The sequence below is a fragment of the Stutzerimonas stutzeri genome, assembly GCF_024448715.1.
Taxonomy (GTDB): domain Bacteria; phylum Pseudomonadota; class Gammaproteobacteria; order Pseudomonadales; family Pseudomonadaceae; genus Stutzerimonas; species Stutzerimonas stutzeri_AR.
Map to the genome: position 1 here is coordinate 504,437 of NZ_JAMOHZ010000002.1, position 25,083 is coordinate 529,519.

Genomic DNA, 25,083 nt, shown 5'->3' on the forward strand with positions numbered 1-25,083 from the left:
CCTTTGAGTGCTATCAGGCATCGGCGCGGCCGAACATCCGTTTAAGGGTCGGATCGCGATCGATGAAGTGGTGCTTCAGTGCCGCGAGGGCATGCAAGCCGGAGAAAATCACCAGCCCCCAGGCGAGGTATTCGTGGATCAGGCCGGCGATGTCCTCCTGGTTCGGGATCGATGTGATCAATGCAGGCACCTCGAACCAGTCGAACACGCTGATTGCACGCCCATCAGCGGTGGAAATCAGGTAACCGGAAATCATCAGGACAAACAGGCCAAGATAAAGAATCCCGTGCCCTGCCTTGGTTGCAAGGCGCGTAGTACGTCCATGGCTAGCCAGCGGAGCTGGGCCGCTACTGAAAAATCGCCAGATGACCCGTATCACCATCAGCCCGAGGAGAAGCAGCCCGACGCTCTTGTGAATATCCGGCGCAGTGCGATACCAGCTGCTGTAATAGGTTAGGCCCACCATCCAGTAACCCAGCGCGAAAAGCCCAATCACAGCAATCGCCACCAACCAGTGCATGACGATGCTGACCAAGCCGTAGTTGCTGGATGAGTTTCGCCATTGCATCGGTAAGCCCCGGATTTGAGATGCGATAAGCCTAACGACTAACCGATCGAAATGAATCTCATTTTTCGTTTCAAAATATCGAGCATGCAGATAGATCAATTGAATGGCCAGGCCGATAGACCGCTTTCTGCTAGGCTGCGCCGATTTCACCCGCGTAAGGAGCGACGATGAGCCTGAACGACAGCTGGATGCAGCGCGACCTATCCGTACTCTGGCATCCCTGCACCCAGATGAAAGATCACGAGCAGCTTCCGCTGATTCCGATTCGTCGTGGCGAGGGTGTCTGGCTCGAAGATTTCGACGGCAAACGCTACCTCGACGCGGTCAGCTCCTGGTGGGTGAACGTATTCGGCCATGCGAATCCGCGAATCAATCAGCGCATCAAGGATCAGCTCGACCAGCTCGAACACGTGATGCTCGCCGGCTTCAGCCATCAGCCGGTGGTCGAGCTCTCCGAGCGGCTGGTAAAGATTACGCCGCCCGGCCTCGACCGGGTGTTCTACACCGACAACGGCTCGACCGGCATCGAGGTCGCGCTGAAGATGAGCTTCCACTACTGGCGCAACAGTGATCAGCCGAACAAGCAGCGCTTCGTCACCCTTACCAACAGCTACCACGGCGAAACCGTCGCGGCGATGTCGGTTGGCGACGTGGCTTTATTTACCGACACCTATAAGCCGTTGCTGTTGGACACCCTCAAGGTGCCCAGCCCGGATTGCTTCATGCGCCCCGACGGTATGAGCTGGGAAGACCATTCGCGCAACATGTTCGCTCATATGGAGCAGACCTTGGCTGAGCATCACGCGGAGATTGCGGCGGTGATCGTCGAGCCGCTGATCCAAGGCGCCGGCGGCATGCGCATGTACCATCCGGTTTACCTCTCGTTGCTGCGTGACGCTTGCGATCGCTACCAGGTGCACCTGATCCTCGACGAGATCGCCGTTGGCTTCGGCCGCACCGGAACCATGTTTGCCTGCGAGCAGGCGAACGTTACGCCCGACTTCCTCTGCCTGTCGAAGGCACTAACCGGGGGCTATCTACCGATGGCTGCGGTCCTGACGACCGACAAGGTGTATCAGACGTTCTACGCTGACTACTCGACGCTGCGCGCATTCCTGCACTCTCACACCTATACCGGCAACCCGCTGGCCTGTGCCGCCGCTCTGGCGACGCTCGACATTTTCGAGCAAGACCATGTGATCGAAGCCAACAAGGCACTCGCCGCGCGCATGAACAAGGCCACCGCTCATTTGCGCGACCATCCGCAGGTCGGCGAAGTACGGCAGACCGGCATGGCGGTGGCCATCGAAATGGTTCAAGACAAGATTAGCAAGACCTCATATCCCTGGCAGGAACGGCGCGGGCTCAAGGTTTACCAGCATGCGCTGCAGCGCGGCGCCCTGCTACGCCCCCTTGGCAGCGTTGTGTACTTTTTGCCGCCTTATACCATCACAGAAGAGCAGATCGACTTTCTTGCAGAGGTCGCTACCGAAGGCATCGATATCGCGACGCGAGCAACTGTAAGCGTCTCGGTGGTGCCGGGCGCGCCCAGCGAGTTTCGCGACCCGGGCTGATAGCGGCGGCAAGCTTCAAGCAGCCAAGAACTGCAAGCCGGACGGTCGATGCTTTAAACTTGCCGATTCCAACTTGCCGTTTGCAGCTGCTCTTATGCGCCTTTCCCGCTTCTTTATCGATGCCCCGCTTTCTCTCGGTATTCATGCGCTTCCCGAAGCCTCTGCACACTATATAAGTCGCGTGCTGCGGCTATCGGCAGGTGCGGCCGTGCAGCTATTCGATGGCAGCGGCGACGAATACCGCGGCGAGTTGGCAGAAGTAGGCAAAAAGCACGTCAATGTCGAACTTCGCGAGCAGCTTCGCGGATTGCCGGAGCCAATGCTACGGATTCACCTTGGCCAAGGTTTATCTCGTGGAGAGCGGATGGATTGGGCGATCCAGAAAGCGACGGAACTGGGCGCCACAGAGATTACGCCGGTCGTCAGTGAACGCTGTGAGGTACGTTTGAAGGATGAAAGGGCTGACAAGCGCCTTGCCCATTGGCGTCAGATCGCCATAAGCGCATGCGAGCAATGCGGTCGCTCCATCATTCCGATTATCCATCCACCGACGCCACTGCATGAGTGGCTGGCCATCGAAGCGGAGCTGAAGCTGGTCCTGCATCCGGTGGCCGAACCGCTGTCAGCTCACCAACCGCCAGCCACACTGGCGTTTCTGATCGGCCCCGAAGGCGGACTGACTGACGCGGAAGTCGAACAAGCACGACTCTCTGGATTCCGGCCTGCTCGCCTTGGCCCGCGTGTCTTGCGTACAGAAACCGCACCGGTGGTGGCGTTGAGCCTGGCCCAGCAACTCTGGGGCGATTTTTAACCTGCAAGCAAATCAGGGCAGTGGCTGGCGCCGAAAGCCGGTCAGGCCTTTCGCTTGCATTTGAGTCCTGCGGCTGCCTTTATCATCGTCAGATCAGCCCGGCGTCTGCCAGCTTCTGCTCCAGCGCGACCATATCCGGAATTCGCGCCTCGACGTCGCCTAGATTGACCGCTTCCAGCTCCAGCGGCGCCAGCGCGACATCTGACCGAGCCAGGCTTGGATCGACCTTGATTGAGCGGGGAATGCCCTGAACCAACAACGCGATGAATTTCACATGATCGCGGCCGCCCAAGGCGTTCAGAACCGCCACTCGTGCTCCCGGACCCGTTTCGGGATGACCATCGGACGCCGCCTCGAATGACAGCAGCGGCAACGTGAGGTCTCGCCACGGTACCTGGCCAAGAAACCAGGACGGCGTTCCCTGAGCAGGCTGCGGCGCGCGGTAGGGGATCAGCTCCGCAACGGCGACGTTGGGTAGCAGCAGCGTGCGATCGGCTAATGGAACCAGCAGGCCGGTAATGCTCGCTGGGGCTTCCTGAGTAACAACAGATTGGCTCATGGGGTATCCAGTTGCAGAGCCGCAGCGGGCTGGCAAGCCTGTTGCGTTAGGTGATTGACCAGGGCTTGGGCCAGTTCGCGCGGGTCCCCACTGAGGGAGCTATAACCGCCTTCGCGAAGGCTATCCGGCATACTCGAGCAGACACAGGACTCAGCACGCTGGGTCCAGACTTTGCCACCCTGGCGCAACACGTAAGCGGCTGCAGCATTTCCGTCGCTGCCCATGCCGCTGAAGGCAATGACACCACAACGGCTGCCAAACTGCTGAGCCAGATTGAGCATCATCTGATCGATAGATGGGCTGTAGGGCTCGGGCCAGCTACGTCCGCTAAGCAGCATGGTGCCATCCTTGCCGAACCCCATCTCTTGGCCGATGGGCGCGATCACGACTTCCCCACAGCGAATCGCGTCGTTCTCGCGGCTCTGATTGACGCTCCATTGGCTGTGACGACCCACCACTTGCGATAACGCCGACTCGAAGCTTGCCTCGATATGCTGTGCATATACGAAGCCAAGCGGCAGTCCGCTTGGCAACGCATCGAGAAATGCTTTCACTGCCTCGGGACCACCCAGAGATGCGGCCAGCAACCAGACCTCACGAGCCGGTTCGCCAACTACCGAACTGGCGTTTACTAGGCTGCTCGGCAGCTCCAGGCGCGCGGGGCGGTGCTCTTCGTCTCGCAGAACCTCGAGGCGTGGACCAACGACCCGGGAGGGATCACCTACAAGTCGCTTCAGTTTGCCGAACAAACGCCGCTCCCAGCGCGGATAATGCTCGGAGTGACGCTCCGGGGCATGCCCCTCGCCGAACAGCACCGGGCAGTGGTCGCGTTCGAGCAGCGCGTTGACCAGTGGCGAATCCTCAGTCTGCGCCAGATCGACGAGCCACAGGTCGGCTTCGAGCGCTTCCAAGTCCGCTTCCTGCAGCCGTGCAGGATCGCTGTTGAGAACTACCTGATAGCCATTGGCGCTCAATGCCTGCTGCAGGACATGTCGTTGCAGCGAGGTGTCGGCGATAACGCCGATGCGTGCCGCAGCCATCTCACTCATGGCTCTTGACCAATTGTTGAATGGTCTCGAGCAGCAGGGATTCCTGATACGGCTTGCCGAGATATTCGTTCACACCGATAGCCATTGCTCTATCCCTGTGCTTTTCGCCGGTTCGCGATGTGATCATGATGATCGGCAGATCTTTGAGATGCTCATCGTGACGCACCAGTGTTGCCACCTCAAAACCGTCCATACGTGGCATCTCGATATCCAGCAGCATGACGTCCGGCTTACGCTCTTGCAGCTGGGTGATGGCGTCGACACCATCCTTGGCGGTCAGCACGTTCATGCCGTTCCGCTCGAGAAGACGGCTGGTTACCTTACGCACGGTAACGGAATCGTCCACCACCATGACCAGCATAGGCCGATCGACCTCCACCTCGCCCGGTTCGTCTTCACCAAGCAGGCGCAGCGGTTGCTGCTGCGTGAGCAGATGTGCATGCAGCACACGAATTGTCGCGAGCAGATCCAGAATCACCACCACGCGACCGTCGCCCAGGATAGTTGCACCGGAGATGCCCGGTACAGTAGCGAACTGCGGACCCAAGCCCTTAACCACGATTTCGCGCGAGCCGGCGAGGCTGTCGACCTGCACCGCCACGCTGTGCTCGTTCGAACGCACCAGAATCACCGGTAGGGGCAGACTCTGGCCGACCAGTTTCGGCCGTTGACCGTTGTTCAGCAGCTCTCCCAGATAACGCAACTCGTAAGTCTGCCCAGCGTATTCGAAGCGGGAGGCGCCCGGCTGGTAGTAAGCTTCCAACTCATAAGGCGACACACGCACGATACCTTCGATGGTATTCAGCGGAATCGCGTAGAGGTCTTCACCTGAATACACCATCAGCGCACGGTTGACCGATACGGTAAATGGCAGACGGATCAGGAAGCGCGTGCCACTGCCGAGCTTCGACTCGATGCTCATCGAACCGCCGAGCTGTTTTACCTCCGAGTGCACCACATCCATACCGACGCCGCGGCCTGATATCTGGGTTACTTGTTCGGCGGTGGAGAAACCTGCCTCAAGAATGAATTGCAAAACCTCATGGTCCGACAGGTCTCCGCCGGGAACCGTCAGGCCGCGTTCAATTGCCTTGCGACGCACTGCGTCAAGATTGATGCCCGCTCCATCGTCGCTTAGTGCAAGGACGATGTCCCCACCTTCGCGCGTCAGATCCAAGCGGATGTTGCCCTGCTCAGGTTTACCTGCGGCGGCACGCTTGGCAACGGCTTCGATACCGTGATCCACGGCATTGCGAAGCATGTGCTCGAGCGGCGCGACGATACGCTCAAGTACGCTGCGATCCATTTCGCCCGTTGCGTTGCCAACATGGAATTCGACCTGTTTGCCCAGCTCGCCGGCAACCTGACGGACAATGCGGCGCAACCGCGGCACCAGCCGATCGAAGGGCACCATGCGCGTGCGCATGAGACCTTCCTGAAGCTCCGTATTGACCCTAGCCTGCTGCAACAGCAAGGTTTCAGCATCGCGGTTGCGCGCGGCCAGGGTTTCTTTCAAATCAAGCAGGTCGGAGGCCGACTCGAACAGAGCGCGGGACAACTGTTGGAGTTGCGAGTGGCGGTCCATTTCCAGCGGATCGAAGTCATCGTATCCAGCACGCTCGGCTTCGGCCTGATAGCGGCTGAGAATCTGCGCCTGGGTTTCGGTGTCCAGTCGTCGCAACTGATCACGAACCCGCTCGATGGTGGCTTCCATCTCGCCCAGCGTGAAACCGACATCACTGACCTGCTGCTCGACCCGACCGCGGAAAATCGAGGTTTCACCCGCCAGGTTAACCAATCCTTCCAACAGATCGGCAGGTACCTTGACCAGCTCCTGCGGCGCACGACGTGACGCGGCGTCCAGCGCAGCCTGCTCGGCGCGACGTATGAAAGGCAACACCTTAGCCGAAGCGTTGGCCGTTGGCGCCTGGGCGCTGGCGGCAACGATCGGGGTTTCGAGAATGATTATCGGCGAGTCGGATTGCGGCTCCGGGAGACTCATTGGCGAATGCCCGGCTGAGCTCGCATCAGATTCGCTCGCCAACCGGGAGCGCATCGATTCGACTTCCTTAAGCAACGCGTCATAACCGCGTTGTACATCCACAAACAAACTGTCCGTCCAGGGTGCGCCCTGCTGCTGGGCATCGCTAAGGCGCTGCTCGAGGTCATGCGCCATATCGCCCAGGCAGCCTTGAGCCGCCAGGCGTGCACCGCCCTTGAGCGTATGCAAAATGCGCATCATGTCGACCAGTGGAGCGGCGCTGTCACGCGAGGCCTCCCAGCGACCCAGCGCGGATTCCATTTCCTCCAGAAGGTCATCCGCTTCTTCTACGAAAATGTCCAGAATCTCGACTTCAGCGGCGTCCTGAGCAGCATCTTGCGCCGCCCTCAGCGCGACGCTACTCGGCATGCTCAACTGCTCTTCGGGATTCGCCCGAAAGCGCCGAATGGTTTCGATCAGGTCCAGACCGCTCGGCAGCTCGCGATAGGAGCGCACCGCATCGAGCATCGCCGCCAACCGGTCGTGACAAGTCTGCAACAGGGTGAAAAGCGTCGGGCTCGCCCGGTAATTGCCGGCACACAATCCCTCGTACAGATACTCCAATTCATGCGCAAGATCGCCAATCTCACGAATGTCCGCCATCCGCGCACCGCCTTTAAGGGTGTGCAGATCACGCTGCAGTGCTTCGACTTCAAAGGTATTGTCAACATCATCCATCCAGCGCTGCAACGACATACCGGCACGCTCGACGATGTCGAAGCCTTCTTCGAGAAATATCTCTACCAGTTCGGGATCACGATCCTCCCAGCTTCCGGCACCCACGTTGGCTGACTCCGCTACCGCTGGCGGCGCCTGGATATCGAAATGCTCAGACTCCTCTGCCTCAGCGCCGCACTCTTCAACCGGCTCCGCGCCCTCTTCCGAAATTTCTGGTTCGGAGATCAAGGCATCGCCTAATCGCTGTTCGGCTTCAGCCTGATCGGCATCGGCATCGGCATCGGCTGAATTTGCATCGACTTGACCAGCCATCCCTTCGGTCACGAGCCCGTCATGATCGGTCGAGCCTGGCAATTCCGATGCGCCGGGTTCACCGGCGAACGGTTCGACGCCCTGCGCTACGACGCCGGCAGTTATTGTTTCATCGGGCATCGAAACATCACTTTCGAAAGGCGGAGTGACGCCTTGACGATAGGCACGAATGCGCTCGGTGAGCTCGGCCGCGCCATCCATTGGCTTGTGTGCCTGAAGTTGCTCCAGCTGCACCGCAAGCTGATCGTGGCTGCGAAGCAGCAGCGTGGCGAGATCGCTGGTATGAACGTAACGACCGTCTGAAAGACCTTCATAGAGCGTTTCGAGCTCATGCGCCAAATCGCCGATCGGACGGATTTCAGCCATCCGTGCACCACCCTTGAGGGTGTGCAGATCACGTAGCAGTGCAGAGAGAGCCAGCTGGTTGGCAGGGTCGCCCAGCCAGCGTTCTAGCGCGCCACTGGCGCTTTCAAGCAGGTCAACGGCTTCGTCGAGGAAAATCTCGACCATTTCCTCGTCCTGCTCGTCGTGCTCCGGCTCGGACGCGGCAGGCCAGGCTTCGGCTTCGGCTTCGGCTTCGGCTTCGAGAGCACCTTGCGAAAACTCATCAACCGCAGCAACGGTAGGATCTTCCTGATATGCGTCGGTGCCCGGTAGCTCGTATGTCAGGGGGTTGATTGCCTGGGCAAGCAGATCCTCGAGGCGAGCGACCAGCTCAGGCTGGCCAGTGACCTGCAGCCCAGCGGCGACCTGATCCATCATGCCAACCAGCGCTTCATGACCTTGCTCGACGTCATCGAAGAAACGTGCGCTGACCGCAAGGCGGCCGTCCTGTACTACGGCATACAAATCGAGCAACACCTGGCAGAGCGCGTCGATCTGCGGCAGATCGGCCATTTGCGCACCGAGTCCGAGAGTCGTCAGCTCCTCCAGCAATGCAGTCAACTCCTGGCGCTCGGCCGGGTGCTCACGCCAGCTGCGCAAAAGATCTTCAGCGTCCAGCAGGATGTTCATGCCTTCCGACAGAAACAGTGCGATCATGCCAGGGTCGCGTGGCTCGCCGTGTTCGTTCTCGCCACGCTCGCCCGCCAGGCGAGTCTGATGCAGTGCATGCACTTGCGCGATGAAGTCATCGGCGCCCTCGATGGGTGCCAGCGCTTCACGTTCGAGGTTCTCCAGTCCTCGACGCAGCAGTTGTTCTGCAGCATGCAGAAGTTCCGCCTCGGCCAGATTCATTGGAATCAGATTGGCCTTGAACTCCTTGACCATCTTTTCGAGCGGTGTGGCAATTTCTGCGACCGGCAGAATTCCGGCCATATGTGCGCTTCCCTTGAGGGTATGCAGAGCACGCTGCAATGCATCGGTCACCGGCTGTGGAAGGCGCTGCGTGCAGTCGGCTAGAAAGTCGACCAAAGTGGTGAGATGGGACTCCGCCTCGTTGCGGAAAATTTCTAGCAGCTGTGGATCCAGCACATCATCGGCAGGGGGGTGCTCCTGCATCGCCAGCGAATTGACTTTGACGCCGCCCTGCGGATCAGGATCTATAGGTTGCCCTTTGGCCAGTGCATGGGCGTCGGCCGCCAACCGATCGACGTCGTCGCGCTGACGCTGTGCCTTGGCAGCAAATTCCTCAACCAATGCCGGCATGAGCGCGACGACGTCGGCGATTAGTTTCTTTACCGGCTCGCTTGCATCAATGCTGCGGTCGAGGACGCGGTTGAGCAAGTTTTCAACAGACCAGGCCAGCTCGCCGATAATCAGCGCACGCACCATGCGGCCGCTGCCCTTGAGCGTGTGGAAAGCTCGCCGTACTTCGCCTAGCGCATCCTTGTCAGAAGTGTCGGCGCACCATCGGGGCAGGTATTCGCCGATGGTTTCGAGTACCTCGGCGGCTTCCTCAATGAAGACTTCGAGCAGGTCGTCATCGACCGGCTCCTCCCCCTCAGGAGGTGGCAACAAACTCGGCGGAACATTCTGCGCGGGCGGATTGATCGCGACGATCGGGGCAGCCATGACGTCGTCCAAGCTCATCGCGGGTTCGGCGGCAGCTGGCTGCTCCGCCAGCTCCGGCAGCACGACCTCAGGCATATTCAGCTCGGCCATTTCAGCCTCGCTCCACTCCACCGAGTAGCCGAGCGATTCATCGGCACCCTGGTCGTCGGATACCACCGTCAGGTCATTAATTTCGGTGGCGGTCGTTTGCGAAAACGATGCCTCGGATAGCTCGAACACATCGTCCGGCGAGGCGGATCGTTCGTGATGTTGTTCGTCGGTACCGCCGTCTTGCTCGACACTCCAATCCACACCCAATCCCGAGTCGGTCGACGGCTCTGCATCGGATGGAACGCTCGACTCGAGCTCAAGATTGTCCTGATCCAAGCGCTTAGTGCCCAGAGAGTCCAACGCTGGCTCCGGCAACAGAACCTCTATCTCATTCAGCGGATCGGACAGCTCGACGTCCGCAGCGGAACCGACCTCTTCGCTACCGACAGTCGATGGTTGCTCACGTAGTGGGTAGCCCAGCGCCTGCAGGCTCTCTTCGGCCACATCGAGAATCAGATCACCCTGCGAGCCGCAGTCTTCGCTTAGGCGCTCAAGATAATATTCAACACTGGTTATCGCATCGGCGAGCGTATCTAGGCTTTGCCAATCAGGGATCGCCTGTTGCGCGAGCAGTTGCTCCTGAATATAGCGGTTGCAAGCGTCCAGTAACGCCGCGGCCCGCGCGAGCGGTATCATCGCAAGCCCGCCACGCGATTGAGTCAGCAGCTCGGGCACGCGCGCCAGATGCTGATGATTCCATTGCGAGGCAATGAACTCGATAATGGCGTCCTTAGCCTGCTCAAGGCCCGTTCGCGCTTCACGAATGACCAGTTGATGGATCTGCGCAACATCAGTAGTCGGAAGGTGGCTCTCTTCGCCTTGCTCGTCAGACGTGCCACCAACCATGCCGGCCAGTGTCGCCTCGACATACAACAGTGCACCTGCCACATCCATCAGAGCAGCATCATCGGGCTGCTGTTGCCCTTGCGCCAGAGCTTCGACCACACCAATCTGATCGAGAACGATCCTGCGGGGCTGGCCGAAGCCCAAAACTGCAAGCGTATCGGCGATCTGCTTGAGCGGTGCCCGTAGCGCACTCAGGTCGGCCAATCCCTTTCGATCGCTGCGTACAAACAGATCCAGGCTGTCCTTTACCCGAACCAGTTCTTCACACAATGCAGCTACAACCGAGCGCATGGCCCCGCGATCCGGGCCCGCCAGCTGGGCTCGCTCCTCGTCGACCACGGTGCTGTCGGGTAGTGCGTCGTCCAGGCTGTACTTGGCCTTCAAGGCCTGGATCCGCGAAGATTGTGCGGGCGCCTTGGCGATGTAAAACAGAAGGTTCTTGATCAACTCGTCAGGCGCAGCCTGGTTGATACCGTCCGCACCCTGCGCGACGAGACGCTTGAGCTCCTTATCCACCTGGCGCAACAAGGTACGGACCGAGGGGCTGTTAACGACGCCACCGCTGGCTAATCCCTCGATTATGCCCGACGCAATCTGCCACAACGCGCCTAATGGCGCGTCTTTGCAGAGCATTTCCAGGCGAGCGAAAACTCGCGCCATGTAGCCCAGGTTGGTTGGCATATCCTGATTGCGGATAACCCCGACCAACGCAACTTGCAGCATCTGTCGTAACTTGCGTAACAAGCTTGGAAGATCAGCCGTTTGCCGCTGAGCCAGAAATTCGGTCGAAAGTGCCGGAAGACGAGCGGACATGTTAGGCGAGAACAGACTGGTCTCCGAGAGCAGCTTCTCGCCACGCGCGGCACGTAGGTCATTGAGCAACGGCAGCACGACCATAGGCAGATCGCGGCGAGCACTCTGGATGCGATCCAGATACACCGGCATTTGCAGAATCGCCTGCATGAGCACTTCAAGCGCTTCTGCCTGGCTGGCGACACGCTCGTCCAGCAGAGCACGGGCAAGCTGCTCCATTTCTTCGGCAAGCAGTGCGGCGCCGTAGAATTCAACCATCTGCAAGGTGCCATGCACCTGATGCACGTAGGTCAGGCAGAAGCGCATCCGCGTCGAGTCTTGCGGGTTTTCGACGAACGCTTCCAAAGCCTGCCGCGCCTGCTTTAGCGTTTCGGCAATCTCGCCTTTCACCCACTCCAGGGCGACATAATCGTGCCGATCACCCATAGCGACTCCGCTCATAAACTTTTCCGGGTAAAGGCCAAAACCTGACTATCAGCTACCGGCACCAAGTCCGGATGCTGCCAGCCGACCACCTCGCCTGCACCAATAACCAACAATCCTCCAGGAGCCAGGCGCTCGACAAGGCGACTGAGGATTTCGCGGCGACGCCAGCGACGGAAGTAGATCAACAGGTTTTGACAAAAAATGACGTCCATATCGGACATTGGCGCGCCGGCCAGCTCCAGCACATTGAGTCTGGCAAAGCACACACGCGCTGCCAGGCTGGGTATCACTTGAAATCGATCATCCGGCAGCGGCTGAAAATACCGCCTTTGCAGTTCAGGCTCCACCTGTTCGAGCCGGCGTTGGCTATAGATGCCCTCCCGCGACTTGCCCAGCGCACTTAGGCTGATATCGGTACCGATCACACCGTAACGCGCGCCGCCACCGTTATATGTCAGTGCCTCGGCAGCGCAAATCGCCAACGAATAGGTTTCTTCACCGCTTGAACACCCCACGCTCCATAGCGACCATGGAAGCGCATCATCACGCAACTGGCGACGCCGCTGCATATAGGCTGAAAGGAGTGCGAACGAAGGGGGATGCCGAAAGAAGCGAGTCTCCTGCACCGTTAACCGATCCATCAAAGTCGACCATTCCACCGCGCCTCGAGGGCCGGCTGTGACCTGGCGATAGTAGCTGGTGTAATCAGCCACACCGACCTCACGCATGCGGGTACTCAGGTTCGCCTGCAGAAATGACCGCCGTTGCTCGGACACGACCATGCCGGAACGCTCTTCGAGCAATGCCTGCCAGTCATGGAACTCCGCGGACGACATATCGGCCAAGGGTCTCAGTGACCATTCAACGCTTGGCTGCATGTCCTGCCCCTTACTCATGAACTTTCACAGCAGCCGTTGCCGGCCGCCGTGCTCTCAGTCAGGCCTGATCCTGAGTTTCCGGCAATGTGAAGCCGGATACCGAATGGCGCATCTCGTTAGCCATCTTCGCGAGGTTACCGATGCTCTTCGCGGTAGCAGTGGTGCCCGAAGATGTCTGCGAGGTAATTTCCTGAATGACGTTCATGGTGTTGGAGATATGACCGGCCGACGAAGCCTGCTGGCGTGCAGCGTTGGAGATATTCTGGATTAGCGCCGCGAGGCTCTTGGATACCTTCTCGATCTCTTCGAGTGCGACACCCGCGTCCTGGGCCAGGCGAGCACCTCGCACTACCTCGGAGGTGGTCTGTTCCATGGAGATAACGGCTTCGTTTGTATCGGTCTGAATAGTCTTGACCAACGCTTCGATCTGCTTCGTAGCAGCTGAGGAACGCTCCGCAAGGCGTTGTACTTCGTCCGCAACAACCGCAAAGCCTCGACCTGCGTCGCCGGCCATGGAGGCTTGAATGGCTGCGTTCAACGCGAGGATGTTGGTCTGGTCAGCAATGTCGTTAATCAGGCTTACGATGTCACCGATCTCCTGAGACGACTCACCGAGGCGCTTGATCCGCTTGGAGGTGTCCTGGATCTGCTCACGGATGTTATCCATGCCAGTGATGGTGTTGTGCACCACCTCGTTACCTTTGTTGGCGATGGCTACGGAGCGCTCCGCTACAGCCGATGATTCGGCGGCGTTCGCCGATACTTGGTCAATCGATACCGCCATTTCGTTGATCGCCGCCGACGCGCCGGCAATCTCCTGAGCTTGATGCTCGGAAGCCTCAGCCAGATGCATCGCGGTTGCCTGTGTCTCTTGGGCCGCGCCTGACACCTGAACCGCCGTCTGGTTGATCGTTTCGACTAGGTCGCGCAACTGGTCGATGGAATAGTTGATCGAGTCAGCGATGGCACCGGTGAAATCCTCAGTAACTGTCGCAGCCACCGTCAGGTCACCGTCGGCAAGATCGCCGATCTCGTCCAGCAGACGCAGAATTGCCGTCTGGTTACGCTCATTCTTTTCGGCGGTTTCACTCAAGCGGCGACGCGTTTCCTGAACCATGACCAGACCGATCAACATGATCGAGGCCAGGGCCAGGGCACCGAGTACGTACCCCGCGAAAGTATTGACGTAACGAGCATCGGCACGACCCTGGAGTCCTTGGGTCAAGGTCGAAGTCTTGTCGAGTAGGGTCTGCGAAACCTCGAAGATGCTGTTGGATGACTCACGCACCTGGAACAGTTCCGGTGAAGTTTCAAGAATCTCGTCCACAGAGCCGGAAACGAACTGGAAAAGTTCCGAAATTGCCGCCAGACGATCCAGCGCTTCGACATCGCTGACGCGGGTAATGCCCATGGCCTCATTGCCCTCAAGCATCGCGCTGAGTACCCGACCAAAAAGGCTTGCATCACGACCGAACATGTCAGCGGCCTGAACTGAGTCCTGGTCACCGGAAAGCACCTTGTTCACCGAGCCAAGAATACGTTCAGCGAGCAAGGACTGGCGCTGAGCCACAGAAACCTGAGCGGCCGGCGCGCCACTTTCGAGAAGAATGTCGACGACCTCTTCGTACTCGACCTGCAACTGCGGAATGGTTTCGGCGAGCGTTGCAGCTACCTGATGCAGGGAAAGAACGGTCTGTTCGCTGGAGAGAATCGCGTCAGTGTTCTGCCGCAGCGTATCCCAGTCTTGTTGTACCGCAGCGACCTCAGCTTGCAGCGACTGCGGGACGGCAGGCAGACCGATTCGCTCGTCACCCTCGGACAAATACCCCCAACGCTGGCTGAAGTCATTTCGTGCATCTTTCAACGAGCCGAACGCTTCCGGAGTACCGGCTGCCGCTTCCACCGCGTTTTTTGCGATGCGCTGGGAGAGAACTCGCAGCTCACCTGCGTGTCCAATATATTCATTGTCATAGTCGGCCTGAGTATTGATGTACGCGAAATTCACGAACAACAACACCATCGACACGATAAGAAGGATAAACAGCCCGGCGATCAACGTATTGCTACGTATCCCTGCCAGCAATGCATTTGCGTTCATTTTTTTCATTTTTCCGGCCCCCGCCTGGACCACCCGTACGTTTCCTTCCAAGAACCAAAAGGCCGGCATCAGCCGACCCACCTAAATCAATACGCCACGTCCAGGAATGTCTGATGCGCGGCAAGCGCATGCGGACTAAATACCAACCAGGGCTGCTCGCGCTGAAAGACGCCATGAATGAAAGGTTGAATCGATGCCTCGACCGGCGGCAGCTGCTCGGAAAAAGCATCTACCGGGAAATGTTGCATGCCGAACACCTCATCGACGGTAAGCCCCGCAAACACTTCTTTATGATCGACTATCAGTACTCGCCGCTGCTTGCGCAGCGGCGAGAGTTCAAGACCGAAATAGCCGCAGAGATCCATGACCGGCAGCAACCTGCCACGAACGTTGGCTACCCCCTTGACCCAGGGCTTTACGCCCGGCAAAAGCGTATAGCGCGGCTCATGCAGTATCTCGCCGACCTCTCCCATCGGTGCGACAAACAGGCGCCCTCCCATCCGAAAACCAATACCGGCCCAGGTCTGGATAGCTTCCTGCTGAGATGGCAGACCAGCAGCCAGCATTCGACACCGAACATCAATTTCCAGGAGTCGCTGAAACGGCGTTGGCAAATCCGACATGCTGGCAACATCCCTTTGTCCGAATTACGAATCCGCCGAAATCAACCGGCAAGTACGGCGTTCAGGGTCTTAAGCAGTGTCGCTTCATCCACTGGTTTGGTCAGGTAATCCTTAGCACCCTGACGCTTGCCCCAGACCTTATCGGTTTCCTGATCCTTGGTGGTCACAATGATCACAGGAATGTGACTGGTTTCAGCATCTTTGGTCAGCTGGCGAGTAGCCTGAAAACCATTCAGGCCCGGCATGACGATATCCATCAAGACGGCGTCAGGTTTCTCCTGGCGGGCAAGCGCTACGCCATCCGCGCCATTTTCGGCTTTGAGAACGACATGCCCATGCTTTTCCAGCATGGCTGTCAGCTTGTACATCTCGGTCGGCGAGTCATCAACAATCAGAACGCGAGCCATGATTTCTCCGTGGGAAAGGCTTCAGCGGCACACAGGGCCGAACTTCAGGATACTTGCTCTACCGGTGCAAAATCAGGCACGTGCGCCTTGATTGCACCAAGCAACTCTTCTTTGCTGAAAGGCTTGGTGAGGTACTGGTCCGACCCCACGATCCGCCCCTTGGCCTTGTCGAACAGGCCATCCTTGGAGGACAGCATGATTACAGGGGTGGACTTGAAAGAACTGTTGTTCTTGATCAGCGCACAGGTCTGATAACCATCAAGTCGGGGCATCATGATATCGACGAAAATTATGCGCGGGTGTGTATCCGCTATTTTGGCGAGCGCATCGAAGCCATCCACCGCCGTGATCACATCACAACCTACCTTCTTCAGCAGCGTTTCGGCGGTGCGACGAATCGTTTTCGAATCGTCGATCACCATGACCTTCAAGCCCTCGGAGTGCTGTTCCATTTCGCCCTACCATCGCCTCGGTGAGTCGTAGTTTATCGTTATGTCAGTGCACCGGAGGCCCTGCCATCGATGGGCTGCACCCAATCGCCGGACCTTTTTAGCACACTCCTCATGCGCAAGCCATCTACTGCCAGGGCAGCGGGATTTTCCTTGACCCAACGCACAACCGCCGCCAATCTGCGTCGACATTTCAGGCCACGGCAGCTTCGTTCTGCCCCCTCGTTGGAGATCATCACATGACTGTTCGCGTCGGGATCATCATGGACCCAATCGCGCAGATCGCCTTCAAGAAGGACAGCTCTCTCGCCATGCTGCTGGCAGCCCAGGCTCGCAGCTGGACGATCTATTACATGGAGCAGCGCGATCTCTATCAGCTCGGCGGCGAAGCGCGGGCCCGCATGCGCTCGATACAAGTCTTCAACGACCCCCTGCGTTGGTACGAGGCAGGAGAAGAGATCGACAGCGCATTATCCGAGCTCGACGTCATCCTGATGCGCAAGGACCCGCCTTTCAACAGCGAGTATGTGTACGCAACCTATCTACTTGAGCTTGCCGAACAGGCCGGTACGCTGGTGGTAAACCGTCCGCAAAGCCTGCGCGATTGCAACGAGAAGTTCTTCGCCACTCAATTTCCACAGTGCACGCCACCGACGCTTGTCAGCCGACGGTCCGACATTTTGCGGGAGTTCGCCCGCGAGCAGCGTGACATTATTCTCAAACCGCTGGATGAAATGGGTGGCGCCTCGATTTTTCGTCATCGCGAAGGAGATCCGAATCTTTCGGTGATTCTTGAGGTGCTGACCGAACATGGCAGCCGACAAATCATGGCGCAGCGCTATATCCCGGCCATCAAGGACGGTGACAAGCGAATTCTGATGATTGATGGCGAGCCAGTGCCTTACTGCCTGGCTCGCATTCCTGCTGCTGGGGAAACCCGCGGAAACCTCGCCGCTGGCGGGCGCGGCGTTGCGCAACCACTTTCCGATCGCGACAGAGAGATTGCCGCCATCGTAGGGCCTGAGTTGCGCAAGCGTGGGCTGTTGTTCGTTGGGCTGGATGTAATCGGTGATTACCTCACCGAAATTAACATCACCAGCCCGACCTGCATTCGCGAGATCGATAATGCCTTCGACACGCATATTGGCGAACGACTAATGGACGCGATTGTCGGGAAGCTGAAGCGCTAGAAGCCGCAAGCTAATAAAAGAGGTGGCTGACGCGGAAAGCCTTTCCGCTCTCGCACCTAGCTTGTGCTTGTGTCTCGCAACCGCTTTTATGACCGACCTAACAGCTTTGAACTTGAAGCTTGCGGCTTCACGTTCAAAGTCTGCAGACTGCGCGCACTTCGAGCCGACTGAAATGCGATGAACGCCGCTACACGCCAACCTATTCCTGCCAGCTCCGGCGTCCGCCCGGCGGACCGCCTCGGTTTTACGATATTTCTTGCCGCCGCGCTGCATGCCGCCCTGATCCTGGGTCTCGGCTTTACCCTGGCCGAACCGAATCAGATCAGCAAGACGCTCGAAATCACGCTGTCCACCTTCAAGAGCGAAGACAAGCCCAAAGAGGCCGACTTCCTAGCCCAGGACAACCAACAGGGCAGCGGTACGCTGGAGCACAAGGCATCGCCGAAAACGACCGAGCAGGCGCCCTTTCAAGATACCCAGGTACGCAAGGTGACTCCGGCTTCCTCGCCGCCACCTAGCAGCCGCAGCGAGGCGCCTAAAACCGCCGTCGCGACCCGCGCGCCACAGCCGGACAAGACACCGGAAAAGTCCCAGAAGAACAAGCCACAACCACAGACGCAACCGGCACCTGTTTATGACAGCTCGCAGCTGAGCGCAGAAATTGCCAGCCTCGAAGCGGAACTTGCGCAAGAGCGACAGGAATACGCCAAGCGTCCGCGCGTCAGCCGTCAGAACAGCGCCGCCACCATGCGCGACGTCAGTGCCTGGTACCGTGACGAGTGGCGCAAGAAGGTCGAGCGCATTGGCAATCTCAATTACCCCGGCGAAGCCCGCCGCCAACAGATCTACGGCAGCCTGCGAATGCTGGTGGTTATAGACCGCAACGGCACCGTGCGGGAGCTTCGGGTACTCGAATCCTCCGGCCAACCAGTGCTCGACGAGGCCGCCATGCGCATCGTTAGACTCGCGGCCCCTTTCGCCCCGTTCTCGGGCGAGCTGGCGCAAAAGTTCGACCAGGTAGAGATCATCAGAACCTGGCGCTTCGAGCGCGGCGATCGGCTATCGAGCCAATAAAGCCGCCGTCTTGCACCGGAATGCCGCCAAGCTGTTTCGCTTTTCCTTTTACGCTTGTGGCTTGCAGCTTGCCGCCGCTTTTTGAAGCTTGAAGCCGCCACGCCGAAGCCCGAAACTAGCCGCATGAAAATCGCCACGACGTCCTATCTCAAGCATCACTTCCTGATTGCCATGCCGCATATGGCAGACCCCAATTTTGCCCAGGCCCTGATTTACCTGGTGGAGCACAACAGGGATGGCGCAATGGGCCTCATCGTCAATCGCCCAAATGGGCTGAATCTGACCGACATACTTGAACAACTGCGCCCAGACGAACCCGTTACTCTCGCTAGCCAATATCTGCCGATTCTCTCCGGCGGGCCGGTACAGACCGACAGAGGGTTCGTGCTGCACCCTGCCGACATCCATTTTCAGGCGACTCTCGACTTGGGTCAGTTGGGCATGACCACCTCACAGGATGTGCTTTTTGCTATTGCCGACGGTTACGGCCCCAAACGACACCTTATTGCCCTGGGCTATGCAGGTTGGGAGCCGGGTCAGCTTGAGGCGGAGCTGATCGACAATGTCTGGCTGAGTTGCCCGGCACAGCCAGACATACTCTTCGACGTTCCGCACGATCAACGCATCAATGCCGCCGCCGCATCCCTGGGGGTCGATCTTAGGCTGCTCAGCAGCCAGGTCGGGCACGCATGAGCGCTTTGCGTCTGTTACTCGGCTTTGACTACGGCACCAAGCAGATCGGCGTCGCCGTCGGCCAGATGATTACCGGCCAAGCCCGCGAGCTTTGCGTACTGAAAGCACAGAATGGCGTGCCCGACTGGTCACAAATCGAGGCATTGCTGCGTGAATGGCAGCCGGACGCACTGGTGGTAGGTTTGCCGCTGAACATGGACGGCAGTCCCAGCGAGATGAGCGCACGGGCAGAAAAGTTTGCCCGTCGTCTTAATGGCCGCTTCAACCTTCCGGTACATACCCACGACGAGCGACTGACCACGTACGAAGCAAAGGGTGAGCGCCTTCGCGGCGGCCAGCAAGGCGGCTATCGCGAGCGACCGGTGGACGCGCTTGCAGCGGCCCTTTTGCTCGAAGGCTGGCTGGCTGCACGACTGTCTGATGACGTGGCCTTCAAGGAGAAATGATGACCCTGCCCAACCCCGAACAGCTGCTTCCAGAAATGGCCGCCGCACTGGACCAGCACCTGAGCAGCCACGGCGTCGCCGAGCCGAAATTCATTGGCATCCGCACCGGTGGCGTGTGGGTGGCCCAGGCGTTGCTGACATTGCGCGACAAAGACGAATCGCTGGGCGTGCTGGACGTCTCTTTCTACCGCGACGACTTCACCCAGAACGGCTTGCATCCGCAGGTTCGCCCGTCAGAATTACCGTTCGAGATTGAAGGCCAGCATCTGGTTGTGATCGATGACGTCCTGATGAGCGGCCGCACCATCCGTGCCGCTCTCAACGAACTGTTCGACTATGGCCGTCCCGCCAGTGTCAGTTTGGTCTGCCTGCTCGACCTCAACGCTCGCGAACTGCCAATCAGGCCGGACGTGGTCGGTGCAACGCTTTCGCTTGCACCTGAGCAGCGCGTCAAGCTGATCGGCCCGGCACCGCTCGCGCTCGAGTATCAGACCCTCGCTTCCGCCAATTGAGATCCTTGCGATGACGCCCACCGACGCCAAGCGCCCGCTGCAGTTGAACGACAACGGTCAGCTGCGCCATTTCCTATCATTGGATGGCCTGCCCCGCGAACTGCTTACCGAAATCCTCGACACCGCCGACTCCTTTCTCGAGGTCGGGGCCAGGGCGGTTAAGAAGGTCCCGCTATTGCGCGGCAAAACTGTCTGCAACGTGTTTTTCGAGAACTCCACGCGCACGCGCACCACCTTCGAACTGGCAGCCAAGCGGTTGTCGGCGGACGTGATCACGCTGAACGTCTCGACTTCGTCTACCAGCAAGGGCGAAACGCTTACCGACACGCTTCGCAACCTCGAAGCCATGGCTGCAGACATGTTCGTCGTGCGCCACGCCGATTCGGGTGCGGCGCATTTCATTGCCGAACACGTCTGCCCCGACGTGGCAGTAATCAACGGCGGAGACGGACGCCATGCGCACCCAACCCAGGGCATGCTCGATATGCTCACCATCCGCCGACACAAAGGTGATTTCACAAAATTATCGGTCGCCATCGTTGGCGATATCCTGCACTCGCGCGTAGCGCGTTCCAACATGCTTGCGCTAAAGACACTAGGCTGTCCGGATATTCGCCTTATTGGCCCAAAGACCCTGCTACCGGTAGGCCTGGAGCAATATGGCGTCAGCATCTACAACGACATGGATGAAGGCCTGCGCGATGTAGACGTGGTCATCATGCTGCGCCTGCAACGCGAGCGCATGCAGGGTGGGCTACTGCCCAGCGAGGGCGAGTTCTACCGCCTCTATGGTCTGACCACTCAGCGCATGGCGCTGGCCAAGCCGGACGCCATCGTTATGCATCCGGGACCGATCAACCGCGGCGTAGAAATAGAATCGGCCGTGGCAGATGGTATCCAGTCCGTCATTCTCAATCAGGTGACCTACGGTATTGCGGTTCGCATGGCTGTGCTTTCCATGGCCATGAGCGGCCAAACCGCACAACGACAAATAGAAAACGAAAACGCCGCCGAGGAGCAGAACTGATGCCAACCCAGATCCTCGGTGCTCGCCTGATTGATCCTTCCACCGGCCGCGATGAAGTCACCGATCTTTATTGTCAGGACGGCAAGATATCCGCCATTGGTCAGGCACCTGCTGGCTTCAGCGCAGTACATACCATAGATGCCCAAGGCTTGGTTGCAGCGCCGGGCCTGGTCGACCTTGCGGTCGCGCTACGCGAGCCGGGTTACAGCCGCAAGGGCACTATCGCCAGCGAGACACTGGCCGCCACCGCTGGCGGCATCACCAGCCTGTGCTGCCCGCCGCAAACCAAACCGGTGCTGGATACCGCCGCGGTCGCAGAACTGATTCTCGACCGAGCACGCGAATCCGGCCACGCCAAGGTCTTTCCGATCGGCGCGCTGACGCGCAATCTGGCTGGCGAACAACTGTCGGAACTAGTCGCGCTACGCGATGCGGGTTGCGTAGCCTTCGGCAATGGCCTGGCCAATTTCACCAGCAATCGCAACCTGGGCCGCGCGTTGGAATACGCAGCGACTTTCAACCTCACTGTTGTGATCCATTCCCAAGACAGCGACCTTGCCGAAGGCGGTCTCGCCCACGAAGGCCCGTCGGCAGCCTTCCTCGGCCTCGCCGGAATTCCCGAGACCGCAGAAACTGTTGCACTCGCCCGCAACCTGTTGCTGGTGGAGCAAGCAGGCGTGCGAGCACATTTCAGCCAGCTCACCACCGCCCGCGGTGCGCAGATGATCGCCGACGCCCAGGCACGCGGCCTGCCGGTCACAGCTGACGTCGCGATGTATCAACTGATTCTGACCGACGAAGCACTGCACGGATTTTCCAGTCTCTACCACGTACAACCGCCGCTACGCAGCGCTGCGGACCGTGACGGCCTGCGCGAAGCGGTCAGGACCGGGGTCATTTCGGCGATTTCCAGTCATCATCAGCCTCACGAGGCGGATGCCAAGTTGGCGCCTTTCGGGGAAACCGAGCCCGGCATCAGTAGTGCGGAAATCTTGCTGCCGCTGGCTCTGACGCTAGTGGAGGATGGTCTTCTGGATCTACCGGCCCTGCTTGCACGCCTGAGCAGCGGTCCGGCTGCGGCGCTGCAGTTACCGGTCGGGCGCCTGGCGGTCGGCGAAGCCGCGGACCTGGTTCTGTTCGACCCGCGCAGTTCGACCCTGGCTGGCGAAGCCTGGCATTCGAAAGGCCGCAATTGTCCCTTCATTGGTCACTGCCTGCCAGGCGCGGTGCGCTATACGCTTGTCGACGGCCGAGTCGCTTTTCAGAGCTGAGCATTAATCAGCGGCCCAGACCGACCAGAACCACGCTGGTCGAATCTGCGCCGCTTACGTCAACGCTTTTCTAGGTTGCGCATCGACACTTGGCTGTTCAGTGTCCAGAAGTCATACAAGACGCCTATAAAAAACAGCCCGCCCGTGCAGAGATAAATCAGTCCGGTGATCCACTTGCCCTGGTACATCCGGTGCACGCCAAAAATCCCTAGAAAGGTCAGCAGAATCCAGGCGACTGTGTAATCAATCGGGCCAGGTTGAAAGCGCAGGTCGGCCTCGCGATCCATGGAGGGGATTAGAAACAGATCGATGATCCAGCCAATAAAAAACAGGCCGAGCGTAAAGAACCAGATGGTGCCGGTGATCGGCTTGCCGTAGTAGAAGCGGTGCGAACCGAGGAATCCAAAAATCCACAGGAGATATCCGATCAACTTGCTATGGGTGTTCTGCCGCATCTGAGCCTCTCTATCTGTTTTGGCGTTGCGTCGTTCAGCTTATCTGAATTCCTGCGGCTCAGACCTTCTGCCGAGTGGACGTTGCTCCATGAAACAGTCGTGATACTGTATGCACAAACAGTATCACGACAGCCGATATGCAACTAATCGATAAACTTAGCGTACTCGCCGATGCTGCTAAATACGACGTGTCCTGCGCTAGCAGCGGCGCGCCAAAGCGCAGTTCAAAAGGCCGGAGCGGATTGGGCGCCACGGATGGCATGGGCATCTGCCACAGCTTTACACCTGACGGCCGCTGCGTGGCGCTGCTGAAAATTCTACTGACCAACTTCTGCCTGTACGACTGCCAGTACTGCGTGAACCGACGATCGAGCGACGTGCCTCGCGCCCGTTTCACGCCCGAAGAAGTAGTCACGCTGACCCTGGACTTCTACCGCCGCAACTGCATCAGCGGCCTGTTTCTCAGTTCCGGGATCATTCGCTCGGCGGACTACACCATGGAGCAGCTGATCCGCGTGGCCAAGCTGTTGCGCGAGGAGCACGAGTTTCGGGGCTACATCCATCTGAAGACCATTCCCGACGCTGATCCGCAGCTTATTGCAGAAGCCGGCCGTTACGCCGACCGCCTCAGCGTCAATATCGAACTACCTACCGAAAGCAGCCTGATCCGCCTGGCGCCGGAAAAGCAGGTCGTGACCATCAAGCAGGCCATGCAGTCGATCCACCAGGGCGAGACCGAAGCCAATGCAGAAAAAAGCGCGCCGCGTTTCGCTCCTGCCGGGCAAAGCACGCAGATGATCATCGGTGCCGACGCTACCGACGACAGCACCATCCTGCATACCGCACAGGCGTTATATGGTGATTTCCGCCTGCGCCGCGTCTATTACTCGGCGTTCAGCCCCATCCCACACAGTCCCAAGACCGTTCCCTTCGAGGCGCCGCCACTGTTGCGTGAGCATCGGTTGTATCAGGCCGACTTTCTCATGCGCGGCTACGGCTTCAAGGCCGGCGAACTGCTCACAGGGCCAGGGAATCTGGCGCTCGATATAGACCCGAAACTCGCCTGGGCGCTTTTCAACCGCGAGCATTTTCCTGTCGACCTGAACCGGGCCGAGCCGGCGCTGATTGCGCGCATCCCCGGAATTGGAATACTCAGCGCCAAACGCCTAGTCGCCCTGCGCCGGCAAAAGCGCATCCGCTTCGAAGACCTGACACGCCTTCGCTGCTCGCTGGAAAAAGCCAAACCTTTCGTCATCACCCAAGACTACCGACCGAGCCTGGCGAACCTGGAATCCGCCGCCTTACGCCATCAGTTCAGCGAAGGTCCTGTGCAGATGGGGCTATGGTGATGCGTCAGATAAGCTTCGACGGCAGCTTCGCTGGCTGGCGCGACGCCGCGCGTGATCTGCTCCGCTGCGGGGTCGCGCCCCACCAGGCAGAGTGGCTTGGCGGTAGCGATGCCGGCGGCCTGTTCGACGAGCCCGATGCGCTCGAACCGATCGAGCCGGCGCCACCGGTACGCATCCCGCGGCAATTGGTCGTCGAGCTGGAAAACGCGGCGCGCTTCCGCATCGATGACCGCTGGAGCTTGCTGTATCGCATCCTCTGGCGGGTCGCCAAAGGCGATCAAACGGCTCGGCTAGTCGGCGATATCGATGGCAGCGAACTGCATTCGCGAATCAAGGCGGTACGCCGCGAAGCGCATCATATGCATGCCTTTCTACGCTTCAGCCCGGCAAGCTCCGAGAGCGCTCCGGACTATGTGGCCTGGTTCGAGCCTGCGCACGACATTCTGTGCAGTGCGGCACCGCACTTCGCCGAACGGATGGGGCTACATTCCTGGCTGATTGCAACGCCGAATGATGCAGTGCTATGGGATGGACAGGACATGCATTACGCCAATCCTTGTCCGCCCGCTTGGCGACAGCTGGCGCAGACAGCAAAAGATCCTGGCGTAGAACTGTGGAAGACCTACTACGAAAGCACCTTTAATCCGGCTCGACTCAATCGCGGCGTGATGCAGAGCAATCTGCCAGTGCGCTTCTGGAAGAATCTGCCGGAAGGAATGCTGATTCCTCAACTCATGAGTCGCGCGCGAGCCGGGGCACAATGTGACGGCCAAGCTGACAGCGTGACCAATAAGGCCGGCAAGCGTATCGGCCGGCCTCGTTAGCGCAACG

The 25,083-nt window shown here is 59.0% G+C and carries 21 protein-coding genes; 11 read left to right on the forward strand and 10 right to left on the reverse strand.

The window, feature by feature from the left end:
- Positions 1-13: 13 nt before the first annotated feature.
- The gene (locus tag NAV33_RS05790) at positions 14-568 is read right to left on the reverse strand and encodes a cytochrome b (protein ID WP_255977825.1); all 555 of its coding nucleotides are present in this window, start codon (positions 566-568) and stop codon (positions 14-16) included.
- 167 nt (positions 569-735) lie between these two features.
- On the opposite strand from NAV33_RS05790, the gene NAV33_RS05795 reads away from it, so the two are divergent.
- Together NAV33_RS05795 and NAV33_RS05800 are read left to right on the forward strand one after the other, a co-directional pair.
- Complete coding sequence (locus NAV33_RS05795; RefSeq protein ID WP_255977828.1) at positions 736-2,142, forward strand: adenosylmethionine--8-amino-7-oxononanoate transaminase; 1,407 nt, start codon at positions 736-738, stop codon at positions 2,140-2,142.
- Between the two features lie 94 nt (positions 2,143-2,236).
- The gene (locus tag NAV33_RS05800; protein ID WP_255977830.1) at positions 2,237-2,953 is read left to right on the forward strand and encodes a 16S rRNA (uracil(1498)-N(3))-methyltransferase; all 717 of its coding nucleotides are present in this window, start codon (positions 2,237-2,239) and stop codon (positions 2,951-2,953) included.
- Between the two features lie 88 nt (positions 2,954-3,041).
- On the opposite strand, the gene NAV33_RS05805 is transcribed toward NAV33_RS05800, so the two are convergent.
- The 8 genes from NAV33_RS05805 to pilG all read right to left on the reverse strand — a co-directional run bounded on the left by NAV33_RS05805 (position 3,042) and on the right by pilG (position 16,238).
- Complete coding sequence (locus NAV33_RS05805) at positions 3,042-3,512, reverse strand: chemotaxis protein CheW (protein WP_255977832.1); 471 nt, start codon at positions 3,510-3,512, stop codon at positions 3,042-3,044.
- Positions 3,509-4,561, reverse strand: a complete 1,053-nt coding sequence (locus NAV33_RS05810) for a chemotaxis protein CheB (RefSeq protein ID WP_255977834.1) — start codon at positions 4,559-4,561, stop codon at positions 3,509-3,511. The genes NAV33_RS05805 and NAV33_RS05810 overlap by 4 nt, the downstream gene beginning before the upstream one ends.
- A complete protein-coding gene (locus NAV33_RS05815; RefSeq protein ID WP_255978171.1) occupies positions 4,554-11,780 on the reverse strand; it encodes an Hpt domain-containing protein in 7,227 nt (2,408 codons plus the stop codon). The genes NAV33_RS05810 and NAV33_RS05815 overlap by 8 nt, the downstream gene beginning before the upstream one ends.
- Before the next feature lie 11 nt (positions 11,781-11,791).
- On the reverse strand, positions 11,792-12,658 hold the full coding sequence (locus NAV33_RS05820; RefSeq protein WP_255977836.1) for a CheR family methyltransferase: 867 nt from the start codon (positions 12,656-12,658) through the stop codon (positions 11,792-11,794).
- Positions 12,659-12,716: 58 nt separating this feature from the next.
- Positions 12,717-14,765: a methyl-accepting chemotaxis protein gene (locus tag NAV33_RS05825; protein WP_255977838.1), complete on the reverse strand. Its 2,049-nt coding sequence runs from the start codon at positions 14,763-14,765 to the stop codon at positions 12,717-12,719.
- A gap of 77 nt (positions 14,766-14,842) precedes the next feature.
- On the reverse strand, positions 14,843-15,379 hold the full coding sequence (locus NAV33_RS05830; protein WP_255977840.1) for a chemotaxis protein CheW: 537 nt from the start codon (positions 15,377-15,379) through the stop codon (positions 14,843-14,845).
- A 41-nt stretch (positions 15,380-15,420) separates the two neighbouring features.
- The gene (gene pilH, locus NAV33_RS05835; protein ID WP_021206021.1) at positions 15,421-15,786 is read right to left on the reverse strand and encodes a twitching motility response regulator PilH; all 366 of its coding nucleotides are present in this window, start codon (positions 15,784-15,786) and stop codon (positions 15,421-15,423) included.
- A 44-nt stretch (positions 15,787-15,830) separates the two neighbouring features.
- Positions 15,831-16,238, reverse strand: coding sequence for a twitching motility response regulator PilG (gene pilG, locus NAV33_RS05840; protein WP_255977842.1), 408 nt, complete (start codon positions 16,236-16,238; stop codon positions 15,831-15,833).
- 236 nt (positions 16,239-16,474) lie between these two features.
- Here pilG and gshB point away from each other — a divergent pair, with 236 nt between their 5' ends.
- From gshB to NAV33_RS05875, 7 genes are all read left to right on the forward strand, one after another.
- Positions 16,475-17,425, forward strand: a complete 951-nt coding sequence (gshB, locus tag NAV33_RS05845) for a glutathione synthase (protein WP_255977844.1) — start codon at positions 16,475-16,477, stop codon at positions 17,423-17,425.
- A gap of 177 nt (positions 17,426-17,602) precedes the next feature.
- Entirely contained in the window at positions 17,603-18,499 is an 897-nt protein-coding gene (locus NAV33_RS05850) for an energy transducer TonB (protein ID WP_255977846.1), read from the forward strand.
- A 123-nt stretch (positions 18,500-18,622) separates the two neighbouring features.
- Positions 18,623-19,192 (forward strand): YqgE/AlgH family protein, encoded by a 570-nt coding sequence (locus NAV33_RS05855; RefSeq protein WP_255977848.1) that lies wholly within the window; start codon positions 18,623-18,625, stop codon positions 19,190-19,192.
- Entirely contained in the window at positions 19,189-19,638 is a 450-nt protein-coding gene (gene ruvX, locus NAV33_RS05860) for a Holliday junction resolvase RuvX (protein ID WP_255977850.1), read from the forward strand. The genes NAV33_RS05855 and ruvX overlap by 4 nt, the downstream gene beginning before the upstream one ends.
- Positions 19,638-20,150: a bifunctional pyr operon transcriptional regulator/uracil phosphoribosyltransferase PyrR gene (pyrR, locus tag NAV33_RS05865; RefSeq protein ID WP_255977852.1), complete on the forward strand. Its 513-nt coding sequence runs from the start codon at positions 19,638-19,640 to the stop codon at positions 20,148-20,150. Before ruvX ends, pyrR begins: the two co-directional genes overlap by 1 nt.
- 10 nt (positions 20,151-20,160) lie before the next feature.
- On the forward strand, positions 20,161-21,177 hold the full coding sequence (locus NAV33_RS05870; RefSeq protein ID WP_255977854.1) for an aspartate carbamoyltransferase catalytic subunit: 1,017 nt from the start codon (positions 20,161-20,163) through the stop codon (positions 21,175-21,177).
- Positions 21,177-22,448 (forward strand): dihydroorotase, encoded by a 1,272-nt coding sequence (locus tag NAV33_RS05875; RefSeq protein WP_255977856.1) that lies wholly within the window; start codon positions 21,177-21,179, stop codon positions 22,446-22,448. The genes NAV33_RS05870 and NAV33_RS05875 overlap by 1 nt, the downstream gene beginning before the upstream one ends.
- 59 nt (positions 22,449-22,507) lie before the next feature.
- Here the strand turns inward: NAV33_RS05875 and NAV33_RS05880 are convergent, their stop codons facing one another.
- Positions 22,508-22,903 (reverse strand): NINE protein, encoded by a 396-nt coding sequence (locus NAV33_RS05880; protein WP_255977858.1) that lies wholly within the window; start codon positions 22,901-22,903, stop codon positions 22,508-22,510.
- A 137-nt stretch (positions 22,904-23,040) separates the two neighbouring features.
- Here NAV33_RS05880 and NAV33_RS05885 point away from each other — a divergent pair, with 137 nt between their 5' ends.
- Complete coding sequence (locus NAV33_RS05885; protein WP_255977860.1) at positions 23,041-24,252, forward strand: putative DNA modification/repair radical SAM protein; 1,212 nt, start codon at positions 23,041-23,043, stop codon at positions 24,250-24,252.
- Positions 24,252-25,076 carry a TIGR03915 family putative DNA repair protein gene (locus NAV33_RS05890; RefSeq protein WP_255977863.1) on the forward strand — a complete coding sequence of 275 codons (825 nt, stop codon included), beginning with the start codon at positions 24,252-24,254 and terminating at the stop codon, positions 25,074-25,076. Before NAV33_RS05885 ends, NAV33_RS05890 begins: the two co-directional genes overlap by 1 nt.
- Positions 25,077-25,083: the final 7 nt, after the last annotated feature.

Coding starts and splice junctions, on each gene's coding strand:
- NAV33_RS05790 (WP_255977825.1), bottom strand. CDS start 568: ATGCAATGGCGAAACTCATCCAGCAACTACGGCTTGGTCAGCATCGTC.
- NAV33_RS05795 (WP_255977828.1), top strand. CDS start 736: ATGAGCCTGAACGACAGCTGGATGCAGCGCGACCTATCCGTACTCTGG.
- NAV33_RS05800 (WP_255977830.1), top strand. CDS start 2,237: ATGCGCCTTTCCCGCTTCTTTATCGATGCCCCGCTTTCTCTCGGTATT.
- NAV33_RS05805 (WP_255977832.1), bottom strand. CDS start 3,512: ATGAGCCAATCTGTTGTTACTCAGGAAGCCCCAGCGAGCATTACCGGC.
- NAV33_RS05810 (WP_255977834.1), bottom strand. CDS start 4,561: ATGAGTGAGATGGCTGCGGCACGCATCGGCGTTATCGCCGACACCTCG.
- NAV33_RS05815 (WP_255978171.1), bottom strand. CDS start 11,780: ATGGGTGATCGGCACGATTATGTCGCCCTGGAGTGGGTGAAAGGCGAG.
- NAV33_RS05820 (WP_255977836.1), bottom strand. CDS start 12,658: ATGCAGCCAAGCGTTGAATGGTCACTGAGACCCTTGGCCGATATGTCG.
- NAV33_RS05825 (WP_255977838.1), bottom strand. CDS start 14,765: ATGAAAAAAATGAACGCAAATGCATTGCTGGCAGGGATACGTAGCAAT.
- NAV33_RS05830 (WP_255977840.1), bottom strand. CDS start 15,379: ATGTCGGATTTGCCAACGCCGTTTCAGCGACTCCTGGAAATTGATGTT.
- pilH (WP_021206021.1), bottom strand. CDS start 15,786: ATGGCTCGCGTTCTGATTGTTGATGACTCGCCGACCGAGATGTACAAG.
- pilG (WP_255977842.1), bottom strand. CDS start 16,238: ATGGAACAGCACTCCGAGGGCTTGAAGGTCATGGTGATCGACGATTCG.
- gshB (WP_255977844.1), top strand. CDS start 16,475: ATGACTGTTCGCGTCGGGATCATCATGGACCCAATCGCGCAGATCGCC.
- NAV33_RS05850 (WP_255977846.1), top strand. CDS start 17,603: ATGAACGCCGCTACACGCCAACCTATTCCTGCCAGCTCCGGCGTCCGC.
- NAV33_RS05855 (WP_255977848.1), top strand. CDS start 18,623: ATGAAAATCGCCACGACGTCCTATCTCAAGCATCACTTCCTGATTGCC.
- ruvX (WP_255977850.1), top strand. CDS start 19,189: ATGAGCGCTTTGCGTCTGTTACTCGGCTTTGACTACGGCACCAAGCAG.
- pyrR (WP_255977852.1), top strand. CDS start 19,638: ATGACCCTGCCCAACCCCGAACAGCTGCTTCCAGAAATGGCCGCCGCA.
- NAV33_RS05870 (WP_255977854.1), top strand. CDS start 20,161: ATGACGCCCACCGACGCCAAGCGCCCGCTGCAGTTGAACGACAACGGT.
- NAV33_RS05875 (WP_255977856.1), top strand. CDS start 21,177: ATGCCAACCCAGATCCTCGGTGCTCGCCTGATTGATCCTTCCACCGGC.
- NAV33_RS05880 (WP_255977858.1), bottom strand. CDS start 22,903: ATGCGGCAGAACACCCATAGCAAGTTGATCGGATATCTCCTGTGGATT.
- NAV33_RS05885 (WP_255977860.1), top strand. CDS start 23,041: ATGCAACTAATCGATAAACTTAGCGTACTCGCCGATGCTGCTAAATAC.
- NAV33_RS05890 (WP_255977863.1), top strand. CDS start 24,252: ATGCGTCAGATAAGCTTCGACGGCAGCTTCGCTGGCTGGCGCGACGCC.